Origin of the sequence: Roseibium sp. AS2, assembly GCF_038900065.1 — a bacterium.
Taxonomy (GTDB): Bacteria; Pseudomonadota; Alphaproteobacteria; order Rhizobiales; family Stappiaceae; genus Roseibium.
Genome location: NZ_JBBMQN010000006.1, coordinates 139,487 through 162,221, shown reverse-complemented (window position 1 = coordinate 162,221; position 22,735 = coordinate 139,487). Strand labels below are relative to the sequence as shown.

Below are 22,735 nucleotides of genomic sequence, written 5' to 3'. Positions count from 1 at the left end.
ATCCTCAAGGCCTGACTAAATTGTCGCACCTCGGGCAGACATACGCGAAAACTACATGGAAAGATGTACGCAGAAATACGAGGGCCGTGAAATACACCGCCGCTGCAAGCGTCCGCCTTCAGGTCCCTGCCCTCTATCCGGCGGTTGGATGACCGAGCACGATACGCACCAGGTCGGCGGCGTTGCGGGCGCCGAGTTTTTCCATGATACGCGCCCGATGCACCTCGACGGTTCGCGGGCTGATTCCCAGCGTCCTGCCTGCTTCCTTGTTGGAGGCCCCGTCGGTTATTTCCTTCAGGACCTCCAGTTCGCGGCGGGTCAACAGGTCCGCACCCTGGAAAGACGGTTTCGAACTGTTGTCATGCCTTTGCCGGACAACGGAGATGCTCTCTTTCACCCGTTCCAGAACCGTCTCGGCGGAAAACGGCTTTTCGATGAAATCGAACGCCCCGTTGCGAATGGCCTCCACGGCCATGGGGATATCGCCCTGACCCGATATGATGAAGATCGGTGCGGGATAATCATCCGCGTTCAGGGCTTTGAGAATCTCGATTCCGGACCGCCCCGGCATATGCACGTCCAGCATGACACAGGCAGGCACCGCCTTGAGCGCCGAATTCACGAACGCGTCTCCGTCAGAGAAGGTTTCGACAATGTACCCTTCCAGACTGAACAGCACCGACAGCGCGTCGCGCACCGCAGGGTCATCGTCGACGATGTAAATGGCCTCTGCGTCAGCTTTCATTTACTTGGTTTCCCCAGCTTGTCATCAATCATGGCGTTCACCGGCTCATCGCCCGCAGCGGTTTCGGGCAGGTCGAGCGGCAGCGTGAGGAGGAAGGAAGCCCCCGTCTTTTCCGGTATTCTCTCAAGCCGCAGATCACCACCGTGGTTCTGCGCTATCGAACGGGAAATCGCCAATCCCAGACCGACGCCCTTGTGTTTGGCACCGATAAAGGCACGGAACAGACCTTCGACCAGTTCCTCGGGAACTCCCGGACCGTTGTCCGTGACCCGGAACTCCATCCCGCTGTCACCGCGGCGGACAGACAGGGTGACCTGAGGGTCCGCCCGGCCGGCAACCGCCTCGCGCGCGTTGCGCAGCAGGTTGATCAGGATCTGGCGGATCTGAATGGGATCCGCCTTCAGGGGCGGCAGATCGGCCTCGACTTCCGCAAGTATGAATGTGCCGCCTTCAACGCTGCCGAGTTCGGCCATTTCAATGCAGGTCCGGACCAGTTCCTCAACTTCGATGGCCTCACGTGCCGGCGCTTTTTTCTCCACGAGCTGGCGCATGCGCTGAATGATCTCGCCGGCTCGCTCGGCCTCGCGGACAGCCTTGTCGATCACTTCCAGAATTAGCGGTTCCAGCGACTCTTCCGCCTTCGCCTTGCGCGAGACCGTTTGAAGGTAGAGCAGGACGGCGGTCAAGGGCTGATTGAGTTCGTGGGCAATCGCCGCGCCCATTTCATCAAGGGCGCTGATCCGCGTCATGTGCACGAGCTGGGCCTGCGTCCTGGCCAGCCGGTCCTCGATCTGCTTGCGCGACCGCAGATCCCTGAGAATGCCGATGAACTGCCGCCCGCCGGGCGTGGCCGCTTCACCGACCGAAAGCTCGATCGGAAACACGGTCCCGTCCTTGTGTCGGGCTTGAACCTCACGGCCGATGCCGATGATCTGCTTCTTGCCCGTGTCGAGATAGTTCCGCAGGTATTCATCGTGCGCACTGGCGTATTTCTGCGGCATGATCCGGCTGACGTTGCGGCCGAGCAGTTCCCATGCCTCGTATCCGAAAAGACGTTCACTCGCCTTGTTGAATGCCAGAACCTGAGCCCGGTCGTTGATGACGATCATGCCGTCGGCGGCCGTGTCGAAAACGCTCGCGAGCCGTGCTTCCGTCACCGCGGCCGTGTCTTCGCCCTGATCAAAACTGCCGTCACGTGTCATGCCGGTGCCCAAATGGAAATTGCGTCCATTCAGGGTTTTAAGGGTTTTCCCTTACACCAGCAACCCATTGCGGCTCTAAATCTCTGGTAACCAAGCGTTAATTCGACGCATGGCTTCTTCGAGATGGGCATGGTTCCGAGCGAAACAAAGCCTCAGATACTGTTCTCCTCCGGCTCCGAACGCTGTTCCGGGCGCCAGGCCGACGCCGGTCTGGTTGACGAGATCCAGTGCGAACCGGCGCGTGTCACTCACCCCGTCAACCGAGAAGAACAGGTAGAAGGCGCCTTGCGGCGGCAACACCCTGACGCGGTTGATTGCGCGTAACCCGTTGACCACGCAGTCCCGGCCGCCGCGCGCGCGCGCCACCTGGTCTTTCAGGAATGTCTCGCCCGAGGTCAGCGCGGCAACCGCGCCCCACTGCGAGAAGGACGGCACGCCGGAGGTCGAGTACTGGATCAGGTTTTCAAACACCTGGCCGAGCGCGGCGGGCGCGGAAATCCAGCCCACACGCCATCCGGTCATCGCCCAGTTCTTGGACATGGAATTGACAAAGACGATCTGGTCGTCTTCCTCGGCAATGTCATAGAAGGACGGAGCACGGTCGCCTTCACCATAGTGGAACAAGGCGTATATCTCATCGGCCACGATCCAGAGCCCGTGCCTGCGGGCCAGATCGAGAAACGCCGTCAGCAGAGCTTTGTCGGCAACCCACCCCGTCGGATTGCAGGGCGAATTCAGAAAGAGCGCCCTGGTCCGGGGCGTGATCGCCGCTTCCACGTCTTCCAGGTCGAGCTGCCATCCGTCTTCTGTTTCGCGCATGGGCACGGACACGGCACGAGCGCCGTGGATTTCGATGGCGGCGGTGATGTTGGGCCAGGCCGGCGTCGGCACGATCATTTCGCCGCCGCTGCGGCAGACCGCCTGGACGGCCAGCTGGATCGCCTGCATGCCGGACCCGGTCACCAGAAACCGTTCAGGCGAGAACGGCTTGCCGTAGAGACCTTCATGATAGACTGCCAGGGCCTCACGCAGGGGCGGAATGCCGCGCTGGTAGGTGTAGAAGGTCTCGCCCCTGTCGAGGGACGCCTTGGCGGCTTCGACGATGAAGTCCGGGGTCGGCAGGTCTCCTTCTCCCGCCCAGAGAGGAATCAGGTCGTCCCGGCCCCACCCCTCATTGAATATTTCCACGATACCGCTTTCCGGCGCATTGCGCGCCTGCGGGCTCAACCGGCCGATCAGACTTGACAAAGTGCGGATCCCTTTCCTCGGTGCTGCGCCCATCTTATCGGGTTTGTCCGCGAATGTTTCATGAAAGGAATTGAACCTCACTTCACCAGTTGTGATCGATTTCCGCCCGGCCGCCAGCCTGCTACATTCGGCAGAATGGTCTCGTTCGCAAGACGAATAGACAGAACGACTTAGCTGTGGTCCGATCAAGCCGGACAAAGGCGCGCCAAGCCGCCTAACCGGACGGGAGGACGGTAACCCAGACCATGCTGCATGGATGGCTCGTGATACTGGCCGCAACGGCCTACATCCTGTGCTTGTTCGCGATCGCAAGCTATGGCGACCGCATGACACGGCGGAAGTCGCTGCGCTCCGGCGGGCGTCCGTTCATCTATGCGCTGTCGCTGTCGGTGTATTGCACGTCCTGGACCTTTTTCGGCTCCGTCGGCAATGCCAGCCGGACCGGCATCGAATTTCTGACCATCTACATCGGCCCGCTGCTGGTCTTCGCCCTCGGCTATCCGCTGTTGCAGCGGATCATCCGTATCTCGAAGACGGAAAGCATCACCTCGATCGCCGACTTCATCGGTGCCCGCTACGGCAAGAGCCAGTCCGTTGCCGCGCTGGCCACCCTGATCGCCGTCATCGGTGTGGTGCCCTATATCGCGCTTCAGCTCAAGGCGGTGTCCCTGTCGATCACCACGATGATCGGTCCGATGACGTCGCCGGGCGATGTCTTCACACCCGTGTTCGACGACATCACCCTGCTGATCGCACTCGGCATGGCCATCTTCAGCTGGGCGTTCGGCACACGGCACATCGACGCGACAGAGCATCAGGAAGGCCTCATGCTGGCGATCGCCGCGGAGGCGGTCGTCAAGCTGCTGGCCTTCCTGGCGGTCGGCATCTGGGTGACCTACTTCCTGTTCGACGGCCCGTTCGACCTTTTCCGGGCGATCACGGAAGCGCCAGAGGTGGCGCAGGTCTTCGAAAGGCCGCTCGACATGGGCAACTGGCTGGTCATGTCCTGCCTGTCCGCGTTCGCGGTGCTCATGCTGCCGCGCCAGTTCCATGTCACGGTGACGGAAAACAATTCCGACGCGGAGTTGCGGCGGGCCACCTGGATGTTCCCCGTCTATCTGATCCTGATCAATCTCTTCGTGATCCCGATCGCCGCGGCCGGCCTGCTGCGTTTCGGTCAGGACATCAATCCGGACACATTCGTCCTGGCCCTGCCCATCGACGCCGGCCAGGGCTGGCTGGCCCTGTTCGCGTTCATCGGCGGCCTGTCGGCGGCCACCGCCATGGTGATCGTGGCCACGGTCGCTCTTGCCATCATGATTTCCAACGACATCGTGGTGCCGCTTCTGCTCCGGCGGCACAGCGAGGACGAGATCGTCAACGCGACCGGCGAGGACATGAGCAATCGCCTGCTCACCATCCGGCGGCTGGCGATTTTCGGCATCCTGCTGCTCGCCTATGCCTATTACAAGGCAGCCGGCAACACCGCCGCGCTGGTGTCGATCGGCCTGCTGTCCTTCGCCGCGATCGCACAGTTCGCGCCCTCCTTTTTCGGTGCCCTGTTCTGGCGCCGTGCCACGTCACCGGGAGCAATTGCGGGTCTCAGCGGCGGCTTCGTGCTCTGGGCCTATACGCTGCTGCTGCCGACCTTCGCCAAGACGGGACTGATCTTCGACGGCTTCCTCGACACCGGCCCGTTCGGCATCGGCTTCCTGAAGCCCCAGGCCCTGCTCGGCATCGACATCGACCCCTTCATTCACGGCACGCTCTGGAGCCTCGGCGTCAATATCTGCCTGTTCGTCGGTGCGTCCTTCCTGAGAAAGCCGCTGCCCGCGGAAACGCTTCAGGCCAACGTCTTCGTTCCGAACGAGTTCGCCCCCTCCCCGAGCTTGCGCTACTGGCGCACATCGGTGACCGCCGGAGACCTGCAGGCGACCGTTGCGCGCTATCTTGGCGAAGAACGCACCGAGCGGTCCTTCCGCAGGTTCGCCAGCGAGCGCGGCAAGAAGCTGAACCCGAAGATGCTGGCGGACGCCAACCTGCTCCGGTTTTCCGAACAGCTTCTGGCCAGCGCGATCGGTGCGGCCTCCTCCCGCCTGGTGCTGACGCTGATGCTCAAGCGGCACGACCCGTCCACCAAGGGGGCGGTCAAGCTGCTCGACGACGCGTCGATCGCCATCCAGTACAATCGCGACCTGCTGCAGACCGCCCTCGATCAGGTCCGCCAGGGCATCGGCGTTTTCGACCGCGATCTCGGGCTGATCTGCTGGAATCGCCAGTTCCGGGAGATGCTGGGTCTGCCCGCGGAATTCGGCCAGGTCGGCACCACCCTCGATACCATCCTGCGCTACAATGTGGAGCGCGGCGAACACGGCCCGGGGCCCGTGGAGACGATCATTGCCAACCGGATCGAAAAGCTGGTGCTCATTCAGGAGACCTTCCAGGAGAAACTGGAACTGAGCGGCACGGTTTTCGAAGTCCGGGTCAGCCCAATGCCCGACGGCGGTATCGTGACCACCTACACCGACATCACCGAACGGGTTCTGGCCGAGGAAGCCCTGGCACGGGCCAACGAGACCCTGGAGCGCCGGGTGCGGGAGAGAACGGAAGAGCTCACCCATGTGAATGAAAGACTGGTGGTGGCAACGCGGGAGGCGGAGGATGCCAATATCGGCAAGACGCGTTTCCTGGCCGCGGCCGGACACGACATTCTCCAGCCGCTCAACGCCGCCCGTCTCTATGCATCGGTCCTTGTCGACAAGCTCTCGGAAGGGGAAGAAGGCGCGCTTGTGAGAAACGTCGAGCTGGCGCTTGAATCGGTGGAGGACATCCTGGGCGCCGTGCTGGACATTTCACGGCTGGATACGGGGGCCCTCAAACCGGAACCGACCGTTTTCCGTCTCGATGAACTGTTGAGTGGACTGGCGCTGGACTTCCAGCCGGTCGCGGAGGAAATGGATCTGGAACTCAGGATCGTGCCGACCTCCCTGTCCGTGCGCACGGACCGGCGCCTGTTGCGGCGCCTGCTTCAGAACCTGGTGTCGAATGCCCTGAAATACACCCAGCAGGGCCGCGTCCTTGTGGGATGCCGCCGGCGCGGCAACCGTGTTGTCGTCGAGATCCACGACACGGGCATGGGAATTCCGCAAAGCAAGCAGAAGGCCATTTTTCAGGAATTCCACCGGCTTGACGACGGAATGCGCGTTGCCAAGGGCCTCGGTCTCGGCCTGTCCATCGTCGAACGCATCAGCCATGTGCTCAACCACCCCGTCGCGCTGCGCTCGGAGACCGACAAGGGCTCTTGCTTCTCGGTCGAACTGCCGCGGTCCCTGTCCATTCCGGTCATCGCCCCGATCCACCAGGTTGCCGCCGCGGTGGGACAACTGGACGGTCTGTGTGTGGTCGCCATCGACAACGAGCCGGACATCCTGAGCGGCATGCGCCACCTGTTGTTGAACTGGAACTGCAGGGTCGTGACAGCGCCCGACGAGGCCGAGGCCGCCATCGAACTGAACAGGGCGGGATTGTCACCGGACGTCATTCTCGCCGACTATCACCTGGACAACGGCACCGGCATCGAGGCGATCGTGAAATTGCGCTGGAAATTCGGCAAGGACATCCCGGCGATCCTGATCACCGCGGACCGCAGCCGGGCGGTGCGCACCGAGGCGGGCGAGAAAGATATCGCTTTCTTCAACAAGCCGCTCAAACCGGCGGCGTTGCGCGCGCATCTCGCGCGCTGTCAGGCAGGCCAGGCCGCGGAATAGCCGCAAGCCCCGACCGCTGCGCGGATCAGGAAGCAGACTGCATGTTTCCCGGGTCCTTGGGGGCCGTGCTGGGGGACCTGTCCTCCCAGTCTTCCTTGCGGATTTGCGCGATCTGGACCGGGTTGGAAGCCGGCCGGCCGAAATAGTAGCCCTGCAGGGTGTCGCAGCCGAGCGTGCGCAGCGCGTCCACCTGAAACTGGCGTTCCACACCCTCGGCCGTGACTTCCAGACCGAGATTATGCGCCAGGGCGATGATCGCGGAAATGATCGCAAGACCATCGCTGCGCTCGCCGATCTCGTCGACGAACGACTTGTCGATCTTGATCTTGTCGAACTTGTACTGCCGCAGATAGGACAGCGACGAATAGCCGGTGCCGAAATCGTCCAGCGCGATGCGGATGCCCTGATCGCGCAGCTTCTGGAGTTTGCAGGCCGCCGACCCGAAATCGCGCAGGAACACGGATTCGGTGATCTCCAGCACCAGGCGTTCCGGCGGAAAGCCGGTTTCCCGGAGCACGGTCATCACGTGCTCGACCAGGTTCGGATCCATGAACTGAACCGGAGACAGGTTGACCGCGACGCTTTCCAGTTCCGGACACTGAGCCGCCGCGGCGCAGGCTTTTTTCAAGACCCAGGCGCCGAGCGGGAGAATGAGACCGGCATGTTCGGCGATCGGAATGAAGGTGTCCGGCGCAACATCGCCTCGTGTGGGATGCAGCCAGCGCAACAGTACTTCACTGGAGACGACCTTGCCGGAGCGCGCATCCACGATGGGCTGGAACTCGACGTTGAGCTTTTCGTATTCGAACGCCTCACGCAGATCCGCTTCGAGCTCGCGGCGCTCGCGTACCTCCCGTTCCATCTCGTTTTCAAACGCAAGAGCGCGGCCACGGCCGCTTTCCTTGGCCTTGTAGAGCGCAATGTCCGACTTGCGCATCAGGTCATCGACCGTGTCCCCGCGGTCGCGAAAGCAGGTGAACCCCACGGTCGCGCCGATCGCAAAGTCCCTGCGGCCGATCCGGAAGGGCTTGCGCGCCACGTTGACAAGTTCCTCCGCGAAGGCGAGCGCGGCCTCGTCGCTCACGAACTGGCCGAGCGCGGCGAACTCGTCGCCGCCGAAACGGGCAAGGATCGTGCCGCCTTCACTGAGAGACGTGAACCGGGCCGCGACCTGGCGCAGCAACTCGTCGCCCGCCGGATGGCCGCTGGTGTCGTTCACAACCTTGAAATTGTCCAGATCGATCAGGAACAGGGTCAGCGCGTTCTCCGCGAACTGGCTCTGCTGCGCCATAAGCGTTTCCGCCTGCTTCAGGAACCAGCTTCGATTGCCGATCCCGGTCAGGGAATCGTGCTCCGCAAGGTGGGACACCAATGCGCTTGCCCTGCGGGCTTCCGTGATGTCGGACGCCACGCCGCGGTAACCGGTGAACGAGCCGTGATCGTCGTGAACCGGACGGGCCGCCAGCGACCACCAGCGTTCCTCGCCGGCGATCTCGACACCGATGACGATGTCGCGGAAAGCCCGCCGAGACGACATCACTTCTTCAAGTCCGGCCACGGCCGAGCGGGCGTCCGGTTCGTCCAGCGAATACGCCAGATCCACCATGCGCATGATCTCGAGCGCGGGGCGTTTCTGACCGCTGGCGTGCACGAACCGGTCGGATACGGACCGGAAAAATCCACGGCTGTCGGTCTCCCAGATCCAGTCGCTGGCCTTTTCCTCGAACTCGTTGAGAAGCAGCGCGATCAACTCTCCACGCTGTTCCAGTTCGGCTTCGGCCAGAAAGTGGGACGCGAACAGCCAGCCACTCGACGCGACACTGCCGAGGACCACCAGCGTGTAGCTGGTCAGGAGCAGGAACAGCGGCCACAGGGCATGGCTTTGCCCGATGACGAGCGAGACAAGCGAGGACACATAGAGAATGGCGACCCAGCGGAAGGCGGCCTGGGGAACGGTGGCAAGCGCGAAGCCGCCGCCGCACAGCATGCCGGTGCTGACACAGGCCGCGATCCAGATGCCGTCGGGGTCCCCGGCGGCGAAGGCCGTGATCGGTACCACGGCCCAGAGCAGACTGAAGACCGTCGCGTGTTGCACGGCCTTGTTCAGGGACCGGCGGGACGCGAGCTGGACCGGTGATTTCTTGGCCCTGACCCACTTCAGCAAGGTGTAGCCGAGCAAGGCGGCGATGGCCGCAATCCACGTGGCGAGATAGGAAAACGGGAGAAATTTCTGGAATGTCACCGCGATGACAAAGGTGTTGACCACGTTGGCCAGTATCGTGAAAGGCGTCAGGCGCGCGATGCTGGAGATCTGCGCGGCACGCACACGGCGCGCCAGATGCTGTTCGACAACCGGATGACCGAACGCAAGCAGGAATGCACGGTCCGGGTTCGACCCCGGCGTTCCACCGGTTTCCGCACGTCTGTAGTCGTGTTCCGACCTGAACGGCTGACCCGGCTTTACAAGAGCCAGACAGACCGTCCGAAAGATCAGGTTCCAGTTGGCGCTGAGCCGCATTTTGTCTCCGCATCCGCGTTCCGCACAGTGCGGGGCTCAGCCCCGTGAGGCCAATGGATACATGCATTCCCTGAAATTCCGGTAAAAGCGGTGGCCGGAAATCCGCACAATCGGAACATTCGTCTGGAGACGGCAGGCATACCGGGACTGGGGGAGACGCGCGCGACCACCCGGAGACGACCTGGCGTCTTCCGGGTACCGGCGGACTGAAGGGCGCTACTGCGCGCCGGCGGCCTCTGCAGCTTCGCCGCCCAGTTGCCACTGTCCGGCTTCTATCTTCGAGGCGGCAATGACCGCCTGCGTCCGGCTCTCGACCCCCAGTTTCTGGAGGATGGCAGACACATGCGCCTTGACGGTCGCTTCCGAAACGGACAGCTCATAGGCGATCTGCTTGTTTAGGAGGCCTTCCGACAGCATCATGAGGACACGAACCTGTTGCGGGGTCAGCGTGGCAAGTCTCTGGACCAGGTCACTGCTGCCGTCGTCCGCCGACAAATCGACGTCCGGCGGGGTCCACATGTTTCCCGACATGACTTCGGAGATCGCCTGACGGATCACTTCGATGCCGTGTGATTTGGGAATGAAGCCGGAGGCGCCGAACTCGACCGCGCGGCGAATGGCCTGCGGATCCTCGTTGGCAGAGACAACGACCACCGGCACACCGGAAAATTGCGCCCGCAGATACATCAGGCCGGAAAAACCACGCATGCCGGGCATCGTCAGATCCAGAAGGATCAGGTCAACGTCCCCATCCTGTTCCAGACGCCCGGTCACATCTTCCAGCGCCCCGGCCTCTTCAATGACGGCCTCCGGATACTGTGTCTCAAGCGTTTGGCGCAATGCGCCTCGAAACAGGGGATGATCATCCGCGATAATGAATCGATACAATGTCGCCGGCACGTTGTTATTCCTCCCTCGACAGCCTCGGGGTCACTGCTTGACGCAGGGCTGCCGCGCCTTGTTCCTCCCGGCACGCATTCAGCCCCTGTATTTTCTAAGCAGAGCCCCATTGTTGCGGCCTTTAATAAGTATGTTTGCATCACGGCAGACGCGCAAGTCAAACCATGCTTTCTGTCTACACCGACGATTTGACGTATGATGACGCTACGTCATGCAAAATTTCCGTGTTCGGCGGCCGGGTTTGCATTGGCGCAGACACTTCAACCTGGAATTGGCAAATGCATGGCCCGGAGGAACGGAAATTCTCGGGCATGGACGAGCCGCTGAACAAGTTCCTTTTCCACATCCTCGATTTGTTGTTGATAATCAAGGCAAACACAGCAACAAATGACCGCATAGAAGCAAGTTCAAAATCAAAATCACTGAGTGCGCGAAACCATATTATGACAATACAGACAACGCTGTTTTCATTTGTTAATCGCTGGGAATGCGACGAAAATGATCATCTGAACGTTCAATTTTACTTTGGCCGGTTCGAAGAGGCCGACCGCCAGTTCCGGCTTCTCAGCGGCCTGAGTGAGACACTGGTCGGTGCCCGCAGGGTGCGTCATGTGCGGTTTCACCAGGAAATGCGCATGGGAGACCTCATCACCGTTCATTCGACGATCGCCTTTGACGGTCCGCACATGCTGACCGTCATTCACGAGATGCGCGACGGCACCACGGGAACGCTGACGGCCACCGCTCTCGACGGATACGAGCCCAGCGCCAATTCGGCCAAGACGCTGCGGCAGCGCTTCAAGGGGTTCCAGGCATCGATGATTGCCGACGCCGCCCCGAGAGGCATTCCGGCCGGTCCCGCCAATCAGCGCTCGACGGTTCCGGCGCTGGAGAGCAAGGGCGCACGCATCGCCTATCGAGGTACGGTTCTGCCGCGCGACATCGGCATCGACGGCAAGGCGGATGACCGATTTGTCCTGTCGTGCTGCACCGATGGTGTCGCCCATGTCTGGCAGCGCACGCCCATGAACCACACCTATCTGACCGACAACGGATATGGCCGGGTCGCAGCGGAAATGAAGCTGACCTGGGTCACCCCGCTGAAGACGGGCGACATGGTGACGGTCCTGTCCGGGTTCACCAGCGTCGGCCCCAAGACCTTCACCATGCGCCATCATGTGTTTGAAAGCAGAACGAACCGGCTCGCGGCGACCGTCGATGTCGTTGCACTGACGATGGACTTGAAGAGCCGGACCGCTGTGGAACTGCCCCAGGAAGCTTTCCAGAGCATCAACCAGATGCTGATCGACTAGGCAAAGGCGTGAAACTCAGTTTTCGTCGCCCTCAAAGTCCTTTTGCAGCTCCCGGACCATGCCGAAGAAACGCCGCATGGCGCTTTCCGTGAAGGTCAGGACCTTTTCAAGGTCTTCCTCCTCCTCGTCCATCAAAGAGGGGTGATCGCTGCTGTCCTTGTCCGCGCCGGGTCGGTCGAGAGCGGAACCGGGCGGAAGTTTGCCGTCCGTTTTCGGCCCCGCGCTCTCAAGCTGCTCCAGACGCGCGGTCAGCCGGTCAACCTCGCCGGCCAGTTCACTGATTTCCGCGAGATAGGCGTCTTCGGCCAGCGGAACCGGACGGCATCGCCAGGCCTGATTTTGCTCGCGGCAAACCGAAACGGTGCCGTTCTGCCGGTCCACTCTCAGAATGTCGCCATCGATCGCAACCAGTGAATAGCGCTCCGGCTGTCCCTGGGTCGCGGCCTGCGCATCTGCCGGCGCCACGCTGTCCTGTGCGGACGCGGCCGCCGCGAACAGTATCGCCGCCGACATCACGCCGGTAAAAAGAGCGTTGCGCGGGATGCGGATTGTCATGTCGCCTCTCCAGTGCCGGCACGATGCCGAGCGTTCGTGTTTGCCAAGGCGTGCCATGATTCCATGGCCAAAGCACGGCCAATTGCTGCAATCCGGCAATCCCGCGCCCGATTGTCAGGTCCGGGCCGGATCCTGCACCGGCAGCATTGCCTCGAGCGTTTCGAGGCGATCGGCTTCGGCGGGTGGCTTGTCCCACCGCAGCCTGGATATGCGTGGGAACCGCATGGCGACCCCGGACTTGTGCCGTCCGGACCGATTGAGCCCTTCGAACGCGACCTCCAGAACCAGACCGGCATCCGGACCATGCGCGACTTCGCGGACCGGCCCGAACCGGTTGACGGTGTTGTTGCGCACGAACCGGTCGATTTGCCGGAGCTCGTCGTCGGTGAAGCCGAAATAGGCCTTGCCCACCGGCACCAGTTCAGGGCCGTCTTCACCGTCCCGCCAGACGCCGAACGTATAGTCGGAATAAAAGGAAGAGCGTTTGCCATGGCCACGTTGCGCGTACATCAGCACGGCATCGATCAGCCGCGGCTCCTGCTTCCATTTGAACCACAGCCCCTTCGGGCGTCCGGCGGCATAGACCGAATCCCAACGTTTCAGCATCACGCCTTCGACGGCCGCAGCGTCGGACGCGGGCAGATGTTCATGCGGGCGCGCCCGCGCACCTGCGATTGCCTGCCAGGTCCCGGCGTCGACCATGGGCGACAGGTCAATTTTTGAGTCCGCCAGACCGGCGACAAAAGCCTCCAGCCTGGCGCGCCGCTGCGAGAAAGGCAGGCCGCGCAGGTCTTCGCCCTCAAGGTCGAGGATGTCATAGGCCCGGATGGCGGCCGGGTAGTCCCGGATCAGTTTCGGTCCGGCTGTCTTGCGGTTCAGGCGTTTCTGGAGATCGGAGAACGGACGCACCGCGCCGTCCGACACAACGAGAAGCTCACCGTCAATGCAGGCATCAAAGGTCAGCAGTTCAACGATGTCCGGGAACGCCTTGGAAATATCCTCTCCCGTCCGGCTGAACAGGCGGCGGACGTCGCCCGCCTTGTCAGAGCGGCCTGCGGCTGCCTGGACGCGGATGCCGTCCCATTTCCATTCGACTGCGAAATCGCTGGCCCGCAATTGCTCAAGGTCCCGGTCTTCATCGAGGGGATGGGCCAGCATCACCGGCCGGAACGGCGCGGGGTCGTCGTTTTCCGGCGGGCCGGCGCGTCCCTCCACCCAGGCGAACAGATCCCGATAGGGCACGGACAGCCCATGCCAGACTTCCTCGACCTGCGCCACGTCCAGCCCGCCGAGTCTGGCTACGGCGGATTTCGCAAGGCGGGCGGACACGCCGACCCTGAGGCCGCCCGTCACCAGCTTCAACAGAGCCCAGCGGCCGGTTTCGTCGAGGGCGTCCAGCCAGCCGGTCAGGAGACCCGGCATCTGTGTCCTGCCCGTTTCCTCCAGTTGACCGACGACCTGCGACAGGGAGGGCGCCTCCGGCCCGCCGGCCGATTGTGCCGGCAGGGCGTCCGGAGATCGTGGCCACATCAGCGCGATGGTTTCGGACAGGTCGCCGACGAAATCATAGGACAGGGCAAACAGATGCGGATCGGACCGGTCACTGATCAGGGACCGCAGCAGGGCCGGTTTCGCGTTCTTGAAAGCAAGACCACCTGTCAGGGCCGCCAGTGCGTAGCCCCGGTCCGGATCCGGGGTTTCGCGCAGATACCGCATCAGCAGCGCTTCCTTGGCAAGGCGCCGAGGTTCGAGAGAGAGCCTGTCCAGCAACTGGGAGAATGCGCGCATGACATCAATACCGACCGGAAAACACGTTTTCACCAGCGCTAAATGCATCTGCAATCGCCAGCGTCAAGGCTGCCATGCGTGATCCGGGATGGACGAAGCCGGCTTTTGCCTGTATAAGCCGCGGCCATCCTTTGGCTGATGCAAGATCGGCCCGATCCGGTAGACTGCTGAATGGCATGCAGATGATCCGGAGCAGTTGAAAGATTTCGATGACCGATATGACGTCTCTCGCCCCGGCGCTCAAGGCCGCGCTGGCGAAACGGGGCTATGAAAGCCTCACTCCCGTACAGCAAAGCATTCTCACGGATGCCCCCGAAGATGCGGATCTGCTTGTTTCCGCGCAGACCGGATCGGGCAAGACCGTCGCCTTCGGCCTTGCGCTGGCCCCGACCCTGCTTCAGGGCGAGGATCACCTCGGCCGGGCAGGCGCACCGATCGCGCTCGCGATCGCCCCGACCCGGGAATTGGCCCTGCAGGTCAAGGAAGAGCTGACCTGGCTCTACCAGGATGCAGGCGCCACCACGGCGTCCTGTGTCGGCGGCATGGATCCGCGCATGGAACGGCGCACGCTGGACCGGGGTGTTCACATCGTGGTCGGCACGCCCGGCCGCCTGCGCGATCACATCGAACGCGGCGCCCTGGACCTTTCCGAAATCCGCGCCGTGGTCCTCGACGAAGCCGACGAGATGCTCGACATGGGCTTCCGGGAAGACCTGGAGTTCATCCTCGACGCTGCGCCCCGCGAACGGCGCACGCTGATGTTCTCCGCAACGGTGCCCAAGCAGATCGCCGAACTTGCCAAGCGATTCCAGAAGGACGCCGTGCGCCTGTCGACCATCAATGCGCGCGAACAGCATGGCGATATCGACTACATCGCCCATCCCGTTGCCCCGAACGAGCGCGAGAATGCGCTGATCAACGTGCTGCGCCTGCACGATTCAGACAAGGCCATCGTGTTCTGCTCGACCCGAGAGGCCGTCAGCCGGCTGACCTCCCGTCTCGCCAACCGTGGCTTTTCCATCGTGTCCCTGTCCGGTGAACTCAGCCAGGAACAGCGTTCCAGCGCGCTGGCGGCCATCAAGGACGGCCGCGCCCGGGTCTGCGTCGCCACCGATGTGGCGGCCCGCGGCATCGATCTGCCGAACCTCGACCTCGTCATCCATGCGGATCTTCCGACCGGCAAGTCCGCGCTTCTGCACCGGTCCGGCCGTACGGGCCGCGCCGGGCGCAAGGGCACCTGCGTGCTCATGGTCCCCTTCCCGCGCCGACGCCAGGCCGAACGCGTGCTGCAATTCGCGGGCATCAAGGCCACCTGGAAAGGCGCGCCCACGGCGGACGACATCCGCGCGAAGGACAAGGAGCGGCTGCTTGCCGACCCGGCCCTGAGCGTGGAGCTTGAAGAAGAAGACCGCGCCATCGCGCAGGAGCTGCTGGCTCTGCACAGCCCGGAACAGCTTGCCGCCGCCTTCGTCAAGCTGCGCCAGTCCCGCCTGCCGGCTCCCGAAGAGATCGGCGAACTCAACGAGTCCGCTCTGAAGGGCCGGGACGCGGGCGCGCGCGGCGGCCGCAGCGCCGAAATCACCGGCAAATTCGAGGACGGCATCTGGTTCTCGCTTTCGCTCGGACACCGTCAGCGCGCGGAACCGCGGTGGATCCTGCCGCTGATCTGCCGGGCCGGGCATGTCACCAAGAAGGAAGTCGGCGCGATCAAGATCTTCCAGAACCAGCTTTATTTCGAGATCGCGGGCAGCCACGGCCAGCGCTTTGCCGAGGTCATCAAGCGCGACGGTTCCGGAGAAGAAAACGCCACCATCACCCTCCTGGACGCGCGCGGCGGCAAGATCCCGTCTCCGCCCAAGGAAGACGATGACCGGCGCGGCCGCAGTGGTCCGCCGAAGCGCCGTTTCAACAAGGGCGATGCTCCGGACTATGAAAACATGGGCTCGGAAGACACGCTGAAACCGAGAGGACCGAAGCGCGGTCCGAAACGGGATTCCGAAGCCCCGCGCGGCAAGACCCGCCGCCGTCCCGACGACAAGGACGCGGCCCCCAATCATCCGGCTTATGAACCGCTGGACATGAAGGCTCTTGCCCGTGACCTTGACAGCAGTGGCGGTGACGCGGCCGGCAAGCCCAGGTCCGCGGAAGACGGCGAACGCCGCAAGCCGCGCACCCGCTCGGCCGCCAAGCCGGCCGCCGCGAAAAAGAAGGCCGCGAAGAGAAACAAGCCGTCGCGTTCCGAACGCAAGGCGACCAAGGCGAAGAGCTGACGTGGTCCGCGTCCTGACCTGTCCCCCGCATGCGGATGCGTGCGGGGGATCAGTCATGTCCGGGTTCGGCAGGAAACGCCGGCCAGATCGCCGCCACTGTCTGTTCGCGGCTGCTTGATCACCGTTCCACTGTGTTCCCCCTCGGCGATGAAGCTGTTCTGCAGAAACGTGCGGCCTGCGTGCGAGACATTCCGGTTGCCGATGATTTCGGTTCCCGTGAGCGGGCGGTCAAGAAGAGCTGCCCGAAACGGACTGCCGAGATAAAGATACTCGAAATCGCCGATGAACAGATTGTCCCTGACGGTATTGCCGTCATCCTCGATCCGGATACCGGTCTTCAGATTTTCAAAGCAATTGTCTTCGTAAAGATTGTCCTTCGCGAAATCCTCGAACAGGTAAAGCGCCGTCGGGAACGGCCAGCGCGGCGCCGGTGCGCGCCTGTCGACGAGACCGGCGATCAGCTCGGGATTGAACCGGTATCCCAGCAACGCGTCTGACTGCCCCCAGGGCCGGTTTTTCATCATCAGTTTCAGAGACACCGGATTGTCGTAGGGGCTCGTGTCGCCGCAATCCCACATCACCAGATCGCGCGCCTGGCGCGACGCCACCCAGATGCCGATGTCCATGTCGCGGAAAACGTTGCCGCGAATGACGTTGCCGTCCGAGCCCTGCTGGCGCGGGCGGCTGTTGGGATTGGCCGTGTGGAATTCCCAGCAGTTCCGGTAGTGGAAGATGCCGCCGAAGGCATTGTCTTCGAAAATGTTGTTCTCGATCAGGTTATAGGCGGAGCCGTCCACGGACAGGCCTTCGCGCCGTGTCGGCCCGATGCGCCGGATGCCCTTGTTGGTGAACAGGCCATTGTTGCGGATCAGGTTGCCTGAAACAGTGGCCTTCTGCGAGCCGTGCTCGAGATAGATGCCGACATGGTGGCCGTCGGCGACAATGGAATTGCGGATCGTCGCTCCCACCACGTAATGATCGACGAAGATGCCGGTCATGTAGGATCGGGTGATCGTCAGGTGCTCCAGCACCACGTCTTCGGACGACGTCGCGCGGGCAATCTCGCGCGATGCGGCGTCGTCCGAAGGCGTCTGGCCCTCGATCAGGACGCCGCCCGTGTCGTCGAGACGGCAATCGCGGATGGTGACGTTTTTCATGCCGGGCCGGATGGTGATCCCGCGCTTGCGCAGACCCGTGATGGTGGCGCCCCGGCAATCGAAAATGACGTTGCTGTGCGCAATGATCACCGGCTGCGTGTACCGGCAGTCCGTTTCCAGCAGAACCTTGCCGGACTTAATCGGTGGCAGATCGCAGTCCCTCAGCTCTGGTGCCGCCGGGGTCAGGGCTCCCATTGGCGCGGCGTCCCGAGCTGCGGTCCCCCCGGCTGCCGCAAAGATGCAGATGGCCAGAAGACCACCGGATACCAGGTTTCGCCGGACCGGCCTATTCATTGATGATCCCGGCGATCACCCAGTCCGGCCCGTCCTGGATCAGCTGGTAATGGCAGGTGAATTCGAAAACGGCTTCACCATCGGAGGATTCCTGCGACCAGTCCAGAGTGACCAGGGCCGAGGAGCCGCTGACATGGCTGGAGACGACGTGAAAGTCGGAATGGCTGACGCGTTCTTTCTCCAGCGCCTTCAACAACGCCTCGATGTTTTCGATCAATTCCTCTTCGTCGTGAAAGACATGGCCCTTTTCGTGCTGCCAGATGACGGCAGGCAGGGCAAAGCAGTCACAGATCCGTTCGATTTCATAATCGTTGAATCCGGCCTGGTAGTCGTCGAAGAGCTGTGCAATCGCTTCTTCCGCGTCTCCGTTCGCGCCGGACCCGGCACCGTCATCCACACCGTCATCCGCACCATTGCCGGAGTCCGCACTTCCACCGTCATCCGCCATGATGGCCTCCCCAGAACTGTTATGCATTGCGCCGGTCCGCCTCACTGTCCGCAAGCGGAACCGTGTCGGCGTCCTCGCCGTCATCATAGCCTATCATATTGAGAGGACGGGCGTTTCGTCCATTCAATTCGCACCAGTGAACCAGCGCTTCCTCCACGCCGTGGGTCACCCAGACCTGCTCGGCCCCGGTCTCGATCACCGTGCGGCAGAGATCGTCCCAGTCGGCATGATCGGAGACAATCAGCGGCAATTCCGCGCCGCGCTGGCGGGCGCGGGCCCGTACCCGCATCCAGCCGGAGGCCATCGCCGTGACCGGGTCGCCGAAGCGGCGCGCCCAGCGGTCCGAGAGTTGCCCGGGCGGGCAGAGAACGATTTCCCCCTTGAGTTCCTTGCCGCGCTTCCCGACCGGTTCCACCGGCCCGAGACCAACGCCCTGGCTTTCGTAATAGGCCGTCAGCTTTTCCAGCGCGCCGTGGAGGTAGATCACCCTGGTGTAGCCCGCCGCCCGAAGTTCGCCGATCACCCGCTGCGCCTTGCCGAGCGCATAGGCACCGACCAGATGGGTCTGGTCGGGAAACAGCTCCAGCGACGACAACAGCTTCGCGATTTCCCCGGAAGCTGGCGGATGACGGAACACCGGCAGGCCGAAGGTGGCTTCGGTGACGAACGTGTCGCACAGGACAGGTTCAAATGGCGCGCAGGTCGGATCGGGCTGACGCTTGTAGTCGCCCGATACGACCGTGCGCTGCCCCCGGGCGGCCAGCAGGACCTGGGCGGAGCCGAGCACATGGCCGGCAGGATGCAGGGACACATCGACGCCGCCGACGGTCAGGACCTCGCCATAGCCGATGGCCTGCGCCTGACCGCAGAAGTCCGCACCATAGCGGATCGCCATAATCTCCAGCGTCTGCCTTGTCGCCAGAACGGCGCCGTGGCCCGACCTGGCATGATCGGCGTGACCATGGGTGATGACCGCCTTGTCGACCGGCCGGACCGGATCGATATGGGCGCCGGCCTCCGGGCAATAGAGACCCCGGGGCGTCAAAGTGAGAAGATCTGGCATCGCCTGCTTTATGGGTCCGCGCGGAGCCAGTTCAAGCGCCGGGCGCTAAAAAAACAGTGAGAAACGCGCCGGGCACCGCCCTGAACACAAAGTGAACATACCGCCTTGCGCATCCCTCGCCTTTTTGTATCCGTTATCCTAAAACAGTGCCATGGCCGCTGCACTGCTTCCCGAAAAGTTTCAGACCTGGTTCGCCGCGAGGGGATGGGATCCACGTGCCCATCAGCTTGAACTGATCGATCATCTTTCTCAAGGTCATTCCACGCTCCTGATCGCGCCGACAGGCGCGGGCAAGACGCTGGCCGGGTTCCTGCCGAGCCTTGTCGAGCTGGAAAAACGCGGCAAGCGCAAGCCAGGCGCGGCCGGCAACGGCATTCACACGCTCTATATCTCCCCGCTGAAGGCTCTCGCCGTCGATATCGCGCGCAACCTGGAAGCCCCGGTGTGCGAAATGGACCTACCGGTCAGGCTGGAAACCCGCACCGGAGACACGCCGTCGCACAAGCGTCAGCGGCAGAAGCTGAATCCGCCGGACATTCTCCTGACGACGCCCGAGCAGATCGCCCTGCTCCTGTCGGACCCGGCCTCGGCGCGGCTGTTCAGCTCTCTGAGAACCGTCATTCTGGACGAACTGCATGCGCTGGTGACGTCCAAGCGCGGAGACCTGCTGGCGCTCGGGCTCGCGCGGCTGCGCAAACTGGCGCCGGATCTCAGAACCGTCGGCCTGTCGGCGACCGTTGCCGAACCCGACGACCTCAGGGCCTATCTTGTGAACCAGCCCGATCCCGGAGCCCGCGCGTTGTCCCATGTCGTCGAGGTCGCGGGCGGGGCGCAGCCGGACATTTCGATCCTGGACAGTGAGGCCCGCCTGCCCTGGTCCGGGCACTCTTCGCGCTATGCCATCGGCGACATGTACCGGCAGATCAAGGCGCACAATGTCTCGCTGCTGTTCGTCAACACGCGCAGCCAGGCGGAGATGGTGTTTCAGGAGCTCTGGCGGATCAACGAGGACACGCTGCCGATTGCGCTCCATCACGGCTCGCTCGATGTCGGCCAGCGGCGCCGGGTGGAAGCGGCGATGGCTTCGGGATCCTTGCGGGCGGTCGTGGCCACGTCCTCACTCGACATGGGCATCGACTGGGGCGACATCGACCTGGTGATCAACATCGGCGCACCGAAGGGCGCAAGCCGGCTGGCGCAGCGGATCGGCCGTGCCAACCACCGCATGGACGAACCGTCCAAGGCGGTCCTGATCCCTTCCAACAGGTTCGAGGTGCTGGAATGCCAGGCGGCGCTCGCGGCCTCCAGGCGCGGTGAGCAGGACACGCCGCCGCTGCGCAAGGGCGCGCTCGACGTGCTGGCCCAGCATCTGCTCGGCCTCGCTTGCGCCGATCCGCTCGATGCGCTCGCCACCTTCGACGAGATCCGGTCCTCGGAAACCTATCGGCATCTCGACTGGGAGACGTTCGAGAAGGTGCTCGATTTCGTTGCGACCGGCGGCTATGCGCTGAAGAGCTACGACCAGTACGCCAGGCTGCGCAAGGGCAAGGACGGGCTCTGGCGCATCTCCCATCCGAAGATCGCGCAGCAATACCGGCTCAATGTCGGCACCATCGTCGAAGCGCCGATGCTGAAGGTGCGGCTGGTCCGCTCCAAGGCGGACGGACGCAGGACACCCGTGGGCCGCGGCGGACGTTTGCTCGGCGAGATCGAAGAGTATTTCATCGAGCAACTGGCCCCGGGCGACACGTTTCTGTTCGGCGGTGAAGTGGTGCGCTTCGAGGGACTTCGAGAGAGCGAAGCCTATGTCTCGCGCTCGAAATCCGACAACCCGATGATCCCGTCCTACATGGGTGGCAAGTTTCCGCTGTCGACCTATCTCGCCGAAGGCGTCAGAACGATGCTGGCGACACCGTCCTCCTGGGCGGCTCTACCGGAACAGGTCCGGGACTGGCTCGAACTCCAGCGAGACAAGTCGGTCCTGCCGGCGAAGGACGGCCTTCTGGTGGAGACCTTTCCGCGGGCGAACAAGCATTACATGGTCTGTTATCCGTTCGAGGGCCGGCTGGCGCATCAGACCCTCGGCATGCTGCTGACCCGGCGTCTGGAACGCATGGGGGCCCGCCCGCTCGGCTTCGTGGCCAATGACTACGCACTGTCCATATGGGGTCTCGGCGACCTGTCGCTGCTGTTTTCCTCCGGCCGCATTCAGCTCGATCAGTTGTTCGAGCAAGACATACTGGGGGACGACCTGGATGCCTGGCTCGCGGACTCCAGCCTGATGAAGCGGACATTCCGCAATTGCGCGGTGATTGCCGGACTGATAGAGCGCCGCCATCCGGGGCTGGAGAAGACGGGCCGGCAGGTGACCGTGTCCTCGGACCTGATCTACGACGTGCTGCGCGCCCATGAGCCGGACCACATTCTCTTGAAAGCCACCTGGAACGACGCCGCCGAAGGACTTCTGGATATCTCGCGGCTTGGGGAACTTCTTGCACGGATTCGGGGACGAATCACGCATACTCAACTTTTACACGTCTCGCCCCTCGCCGTGCCCATCCTTCTGGAAATTGGCAAAGAACCGGTCTACGGAGAGGCAATCGATACGCTTTTGGCAGAGGCGGCAGAGGAACTGGTACTGGAGGCCATGGAATGAGTGCCCTGATGTCGCACATGCGCAAATTCGCGGCTGCGCCGGTGTGTCACGACATTCAGATCAACGGCCAGTTGATCGGCCTGCATGACAGCGGCGTGCTGTGGTGGCCGGACCAGTCCATCCTTGTGGTTGCCGATCTGCATCTGGAAAAGGGCTCCAGCTACGCGCGCCGCGGCGTCATGCTGCCCCCCTATGACACTGGTGCCACGCTCGAGAAACTGGCCGGCGTGATAGACGCCTTCGATCCGGCCACGGTCATCTGCCTCGGCGACAGCTTCCACGATCCGGACGGATCCGACCGGCTGCCCGCCCCCTACCGGGCAATGCTGACGACCCTGCAGCTCGGCCGCGAGTGGATCTGGGTCACCGGCAACCATGACCCGGTCGCGCCGGTGCGCCTGTGCGGCATCACTGTCGACGAGATCAAGATCGGTCCGCTGACCTTTCGCCATGAACCTGTCGAGAAAGTCGGCTCTTCGGACTCCGCCGGTGAAATCTGCGGTCATCTGCATCCGGCGGCGCGTGTGCGCCGGTTCGGACGCTCCATTCGCAGGGCCTGCTTCGTCACCGACGGCAGCCGCCTGGTCCTACCGGCTTTCGGCGCGCTGACGGGTGGTCTCAATGTCACCCACGAGGCCTACAGCATGATCTTCCGCCGCCGGCAGTTTTCCGTCTTCATGCTCGGCAACGACCGGCTGTTCCCGTTCACGGCGTCCCGGCTCGTCGGGGACTGAGCGCTCCGGCAGCCGAAGGCCCTTTCCCTGCCCCCCTCTCGTCCGGCCTCCCTTCTAGGAGGAGGAGGAGGACAGAC

15 protein-coding genes are annotated in these 22,735 nt (G+C 63.0%); 5 read left to right on the top strand and 10 right to left on the bottom strand.

Annotated elements, in window-relative coordinates; all coding sequences use genetic code 11:
- Window positions 1-133: 133 nt before the first annotated feature.
- The 3 genes from WNZ15_RS18615 to WNZ15_RS18605 form a co-directional block, all read right to left on the bottom strand.
- Window positions 134-745 (bottom strand): response regulator, encoded by a 612-nt coding sequence (locus WNZ15_RS18615; protein ID WP_342894516.1) that lies wholly within the window; start codon window positions 743-745, stop codon window positions 134-136.
- Window positions 742-1,947, bottom strand: coding sequence for a PAS domain S-box protein (locus WNZ15_RS18610; RefSeq protein ID WP_342894515.1), 1,206 nt, complete (start codon window positions 1,945-1,947; stop codon window positions 742-744). The genes WNZ15_RS18615 and WNZ15_RS18610 overlap by 4 nt, the downstream gene beginning before the upstream one ends.
- A 75-nt stretch (window positions 1,948-2,022) precedes the next feature.
- On the bottom strand, window positions 2,023-3,195 hold the full coding sequence (locus tag WNZ15_RS18605; protein WP_342894514.1) for a pyridoxal phosphate-dependent aminotransferase: 1,173 nt from the start codon (window positions 3,193-3,195) through the stop codon (window positions 2,023-2,025).
- Window positions 3,196-3,440: 245 nt separating this feature from the next.
- Here WNZ15_RS18605 and WNZ15_RS18600 point away from each other — a divergent pair, with 245 nt between their 5' ends.
- Window positions 3,441-6,962, top strand: a complete 3,522-nt coding sequence (locus tag WNZ15_RS18600) for a PAS domain-containing hybrid sensor histidine kinase/response regulator (protein WP_342894513.1) — start codon at window positions 3,441-3,443, stop codon at window positions 6,960-6,962.
- Window positions 6,963-6,987: 25 nt separating this feature from the next.
- On the opposite strand, the gene WNZ15_RS18595 is transcribed toward WNZ15_RS18600, so the two are convergent.
- Window positions 6,988-9,480: an EAL domain-containing protein gene (locus WNZ15_RS18595; RefSeq protein ID WP_342894512.1), complete on the bottom strand. Its 2,493-nt coding sequence runs from the start codon at window positions 9,478-9,480 to the stop codon at window positions 6,988-6,990.
- A gap of 216 nt (window positions 9,481-9,696) precedes the next feature.
- Complete coding sequence (locus tag WNZ15_RS18590; protein ID WP_342894511.1) at window positions 9,697-10,380, bottom strand: response regulator transcription factor; 684 nt, start codon at window positions 10,378-10,380, stop codon at window positions 9,697-9,699.
- A gap of 443 nt (window positions 10,381-10,823) precedes the next feature.
- Here WNZ15_RS18590 and WNZ15_RS18585 point away from each other — a divergent pair, with 443 nt between their 5' ends.
- On the top strand, window positions 10,824-11,693 hold the full coding sequence (locus tag WNZ15_RS18585; RefSeq protein ID WP_342894510.1) for a thioesterase family protein: 870 nt from the start codon (window positions 10,824-10,826) through the stop codon (window positions 11,691-11,693).
- Between the two features lie 15 nt (window positions 11,694-11,708).
- Here WNZ15_RS18585 and WNZ15_RS18580 read toward each other — a convergent pair whose 3' ends face one another.
- Complete coding sequence (locus tag WNZ15_RS18580; RefSeq protein ID WP_342894509.1) at window positions 11,709-12,248, bottom strand: hypothetical protein; 540 nt, start codon at window positions 12,246-12,248, stop codon at window positions 11,709-11,711.
- A 114-nt stretch (window positions 12,249-12,362) separates the two neighbouring features.
- Complete coding sequence (locus WNZ15_RS18575; RefSeq protein ID WP_342894508.1) at window positions 12,363-14,036, bottom strand: cisplatin damage response ATP-dependent DNA ligase; 1,674 nt, start codon at window positions 14,034-14,036, stop codon at window positions 12,363-12,365.
- 209 nt (window positions 14,037-14,245) lie between these two features.
- On the opposite strand from WNZ15_RS18575, the gene WNZ15_RS18570 reads away from it, so the two are divergent.
- A complete protein-coding gene (locus tag WNZ15_RS18570; protein WP_342894507.1) occupies window positions 14,246-16,306 on the top strand; it encodes a DEAD/DEAH box helicase in 2,061 nt (686 codons plus the stop codon).
- 53 nt (window positions 16,307-16,359) lie between these two features.
- On the opposite strand, the gene WNZ15_RS18565 is transcribed toward WNZ15_RS18570, so the two are convergent.
- The 3 genes from WNZ15_RS18565 to WNZ15_RS18555 form a co-directional block, all read right to left on the bottom strand.
- Window positions 16,360-17,658, bottom strand: coding sequence for a right-handed parallel beta-helix repeat-containing protein (locus tag WNZ15_RS18565; protein WP_342894506.1), 1,299 nt, complete (start codon window positions 17,656-17,658; stop codon window positions 16,360-16,362).
- Window positions 17,659-17,749: 91 nt separating this feature from the next.
- Window positions 17,750-18,205, bottom strand: coding sequence for a DUF4440 domain-containing protein (locus WNZ15_RS18560; protein ID WP_342894505.1), 456 nt, complete (start codon window positions 18,203-18,205; stop codon window positions 17,750-17,752).
- Between the two features lie 19 nt (window positions 18,206-18,224).
- Entirely contained in the window at window positions 18,225-19,268 is a 1,044-nt protein-coding gene (locus tag WNZ15_RS18555) for a ligase-associated DNA damage response exonuclease (RefSeq protein WP_342894504.1), read from the bottom strand.
- A 151-nt stretch (window positions 19,269-19,419) separates the two neighbouring features.
- Here WNZ15_RS18555 and WNZ15_RS18550 point away from each other — a divergent pair, with 151 nt between their 5' ends.
- Window positions 19,420-21,924 carry a ligase-associated DNA damage response DEXH box helicase gene (locus tag WNZ15_RS18550; RefSeq protein ID WP_342894503.1) on the top strand — a complete coding sequence of 835 codons (2,505 nt, stop codon included), beginning with the start codon at window positions 19,420-19,422 and terminating at the stop codon, window positions 21,922-21,924.
- A complete protein-coding gene (gene pdeM, locus WNZ15_RS18545) occupies window positions 21,921-22,658 on the top strand; it encodes a ligase-associated DNA damage response endonuclease PdeM (protein WP_342894502.1) in 738 nt (245 codons plus the stop codon). Before WNZ15_RS18550 ends, pdeM begins: the two co-directional genes overlap by 4 nt.
- Window positions 22,659-22,735: the final 77 nt, after the last annotated feature.

Bases quoted from the DNA above. Each gene is read 5' to 3' on its own strand.
- WNZ15_RS18615 (WP_342894516.1), bottom strand. From the start codon at position 745: ATGAAAGCTGACGCAGAGGCCATTTACATCGTCGACGATGACCCTGCG.
- WNZ15_RS18610 (WP_342894515.1), bottom strand. From the start codon at position 1,947: ATGACACGTGACGGCAGTTTTGATCAGGGCGAAGACACGGCCGCGGTG.
- WNZ15_RS18600 (WP_342894513.1), top strand. From the start codon at position 3,441: ATGCTGCATGGATGGCTCGTGATACTGGCCGCAACGGCCTACATCCTG.
- WNZ15_RS18595 (WP_342894512.1), bottom strand. From the start codon at position 9,480: ATGCGGCTCAGCGCCAACTGGAACCTGATCTTTCGGACGGTCTGTCTG.
- WNZ15_RS18585 (WP_342894510.1), top strand. From the start codon at position 10,824: ATGACAATACAGACAACGCTGTTTTCATTTGTTAATCGCTGGGAATGC.
- WNZ15_RS18580 (WP_342894509.1), bottom strand. From the start codon at position 12,248: ATGACAATCCGCATCCCGCGCAACGCTCTTTTTACCGGCGTGATGTCG.
- WNZ15_RS18575 (WP_342894508.1), bottom strand. From the start codon at position 14,036: ATGCGCGCATTCTCCCAGTTGCTGGACAGGCTCTCTCTCGAACCTCGG.
- WNZ15_RS18570 (WP_342894507.1), top strand. From the start codon at position 14,246: ATGACCGATATGACGTCTCTCGCCCCGGCGCTCAAGGCCGCGCTGGCG.
- WNZ15_RS18565 (WP_342894506.1), bottom strand. From the start codon at position 17,658: ATGGGAGCCCTGACCCCGGCGGCACCAGAGCTGAGGGACTGCGATCTG.
- WNZ15_RS18560 (WP_342894505.1), bottom strand. From the start codon at position 18,205: ATGGCGGATGACGGTGGAAGTGCGGACTCCGGCAATGGTGCGGATGAC.
- WNZ15_RS18555 (WP_342894504.1), bottom strand. From the start codon at position 19,268: ATGCCAGATCTTCTCACTTTGACGCCCCGGGGTCTCTATTGCCCGGAG.
- WNZ15_RS18550 (WP_342894503.1), top strand. From the start codon at position 19,420: ATGGCCGCTGCACTGCTTCCCGAAAAGTTTCAGACCTGGTTCGCCGCG.
- pdeM (WP_342894502.1), top strand. From the start codon at position 21,921: ATGAGTGCCCTGATGTCGCACATGCGCAAATTCGCGGCTGCGCCGGTG.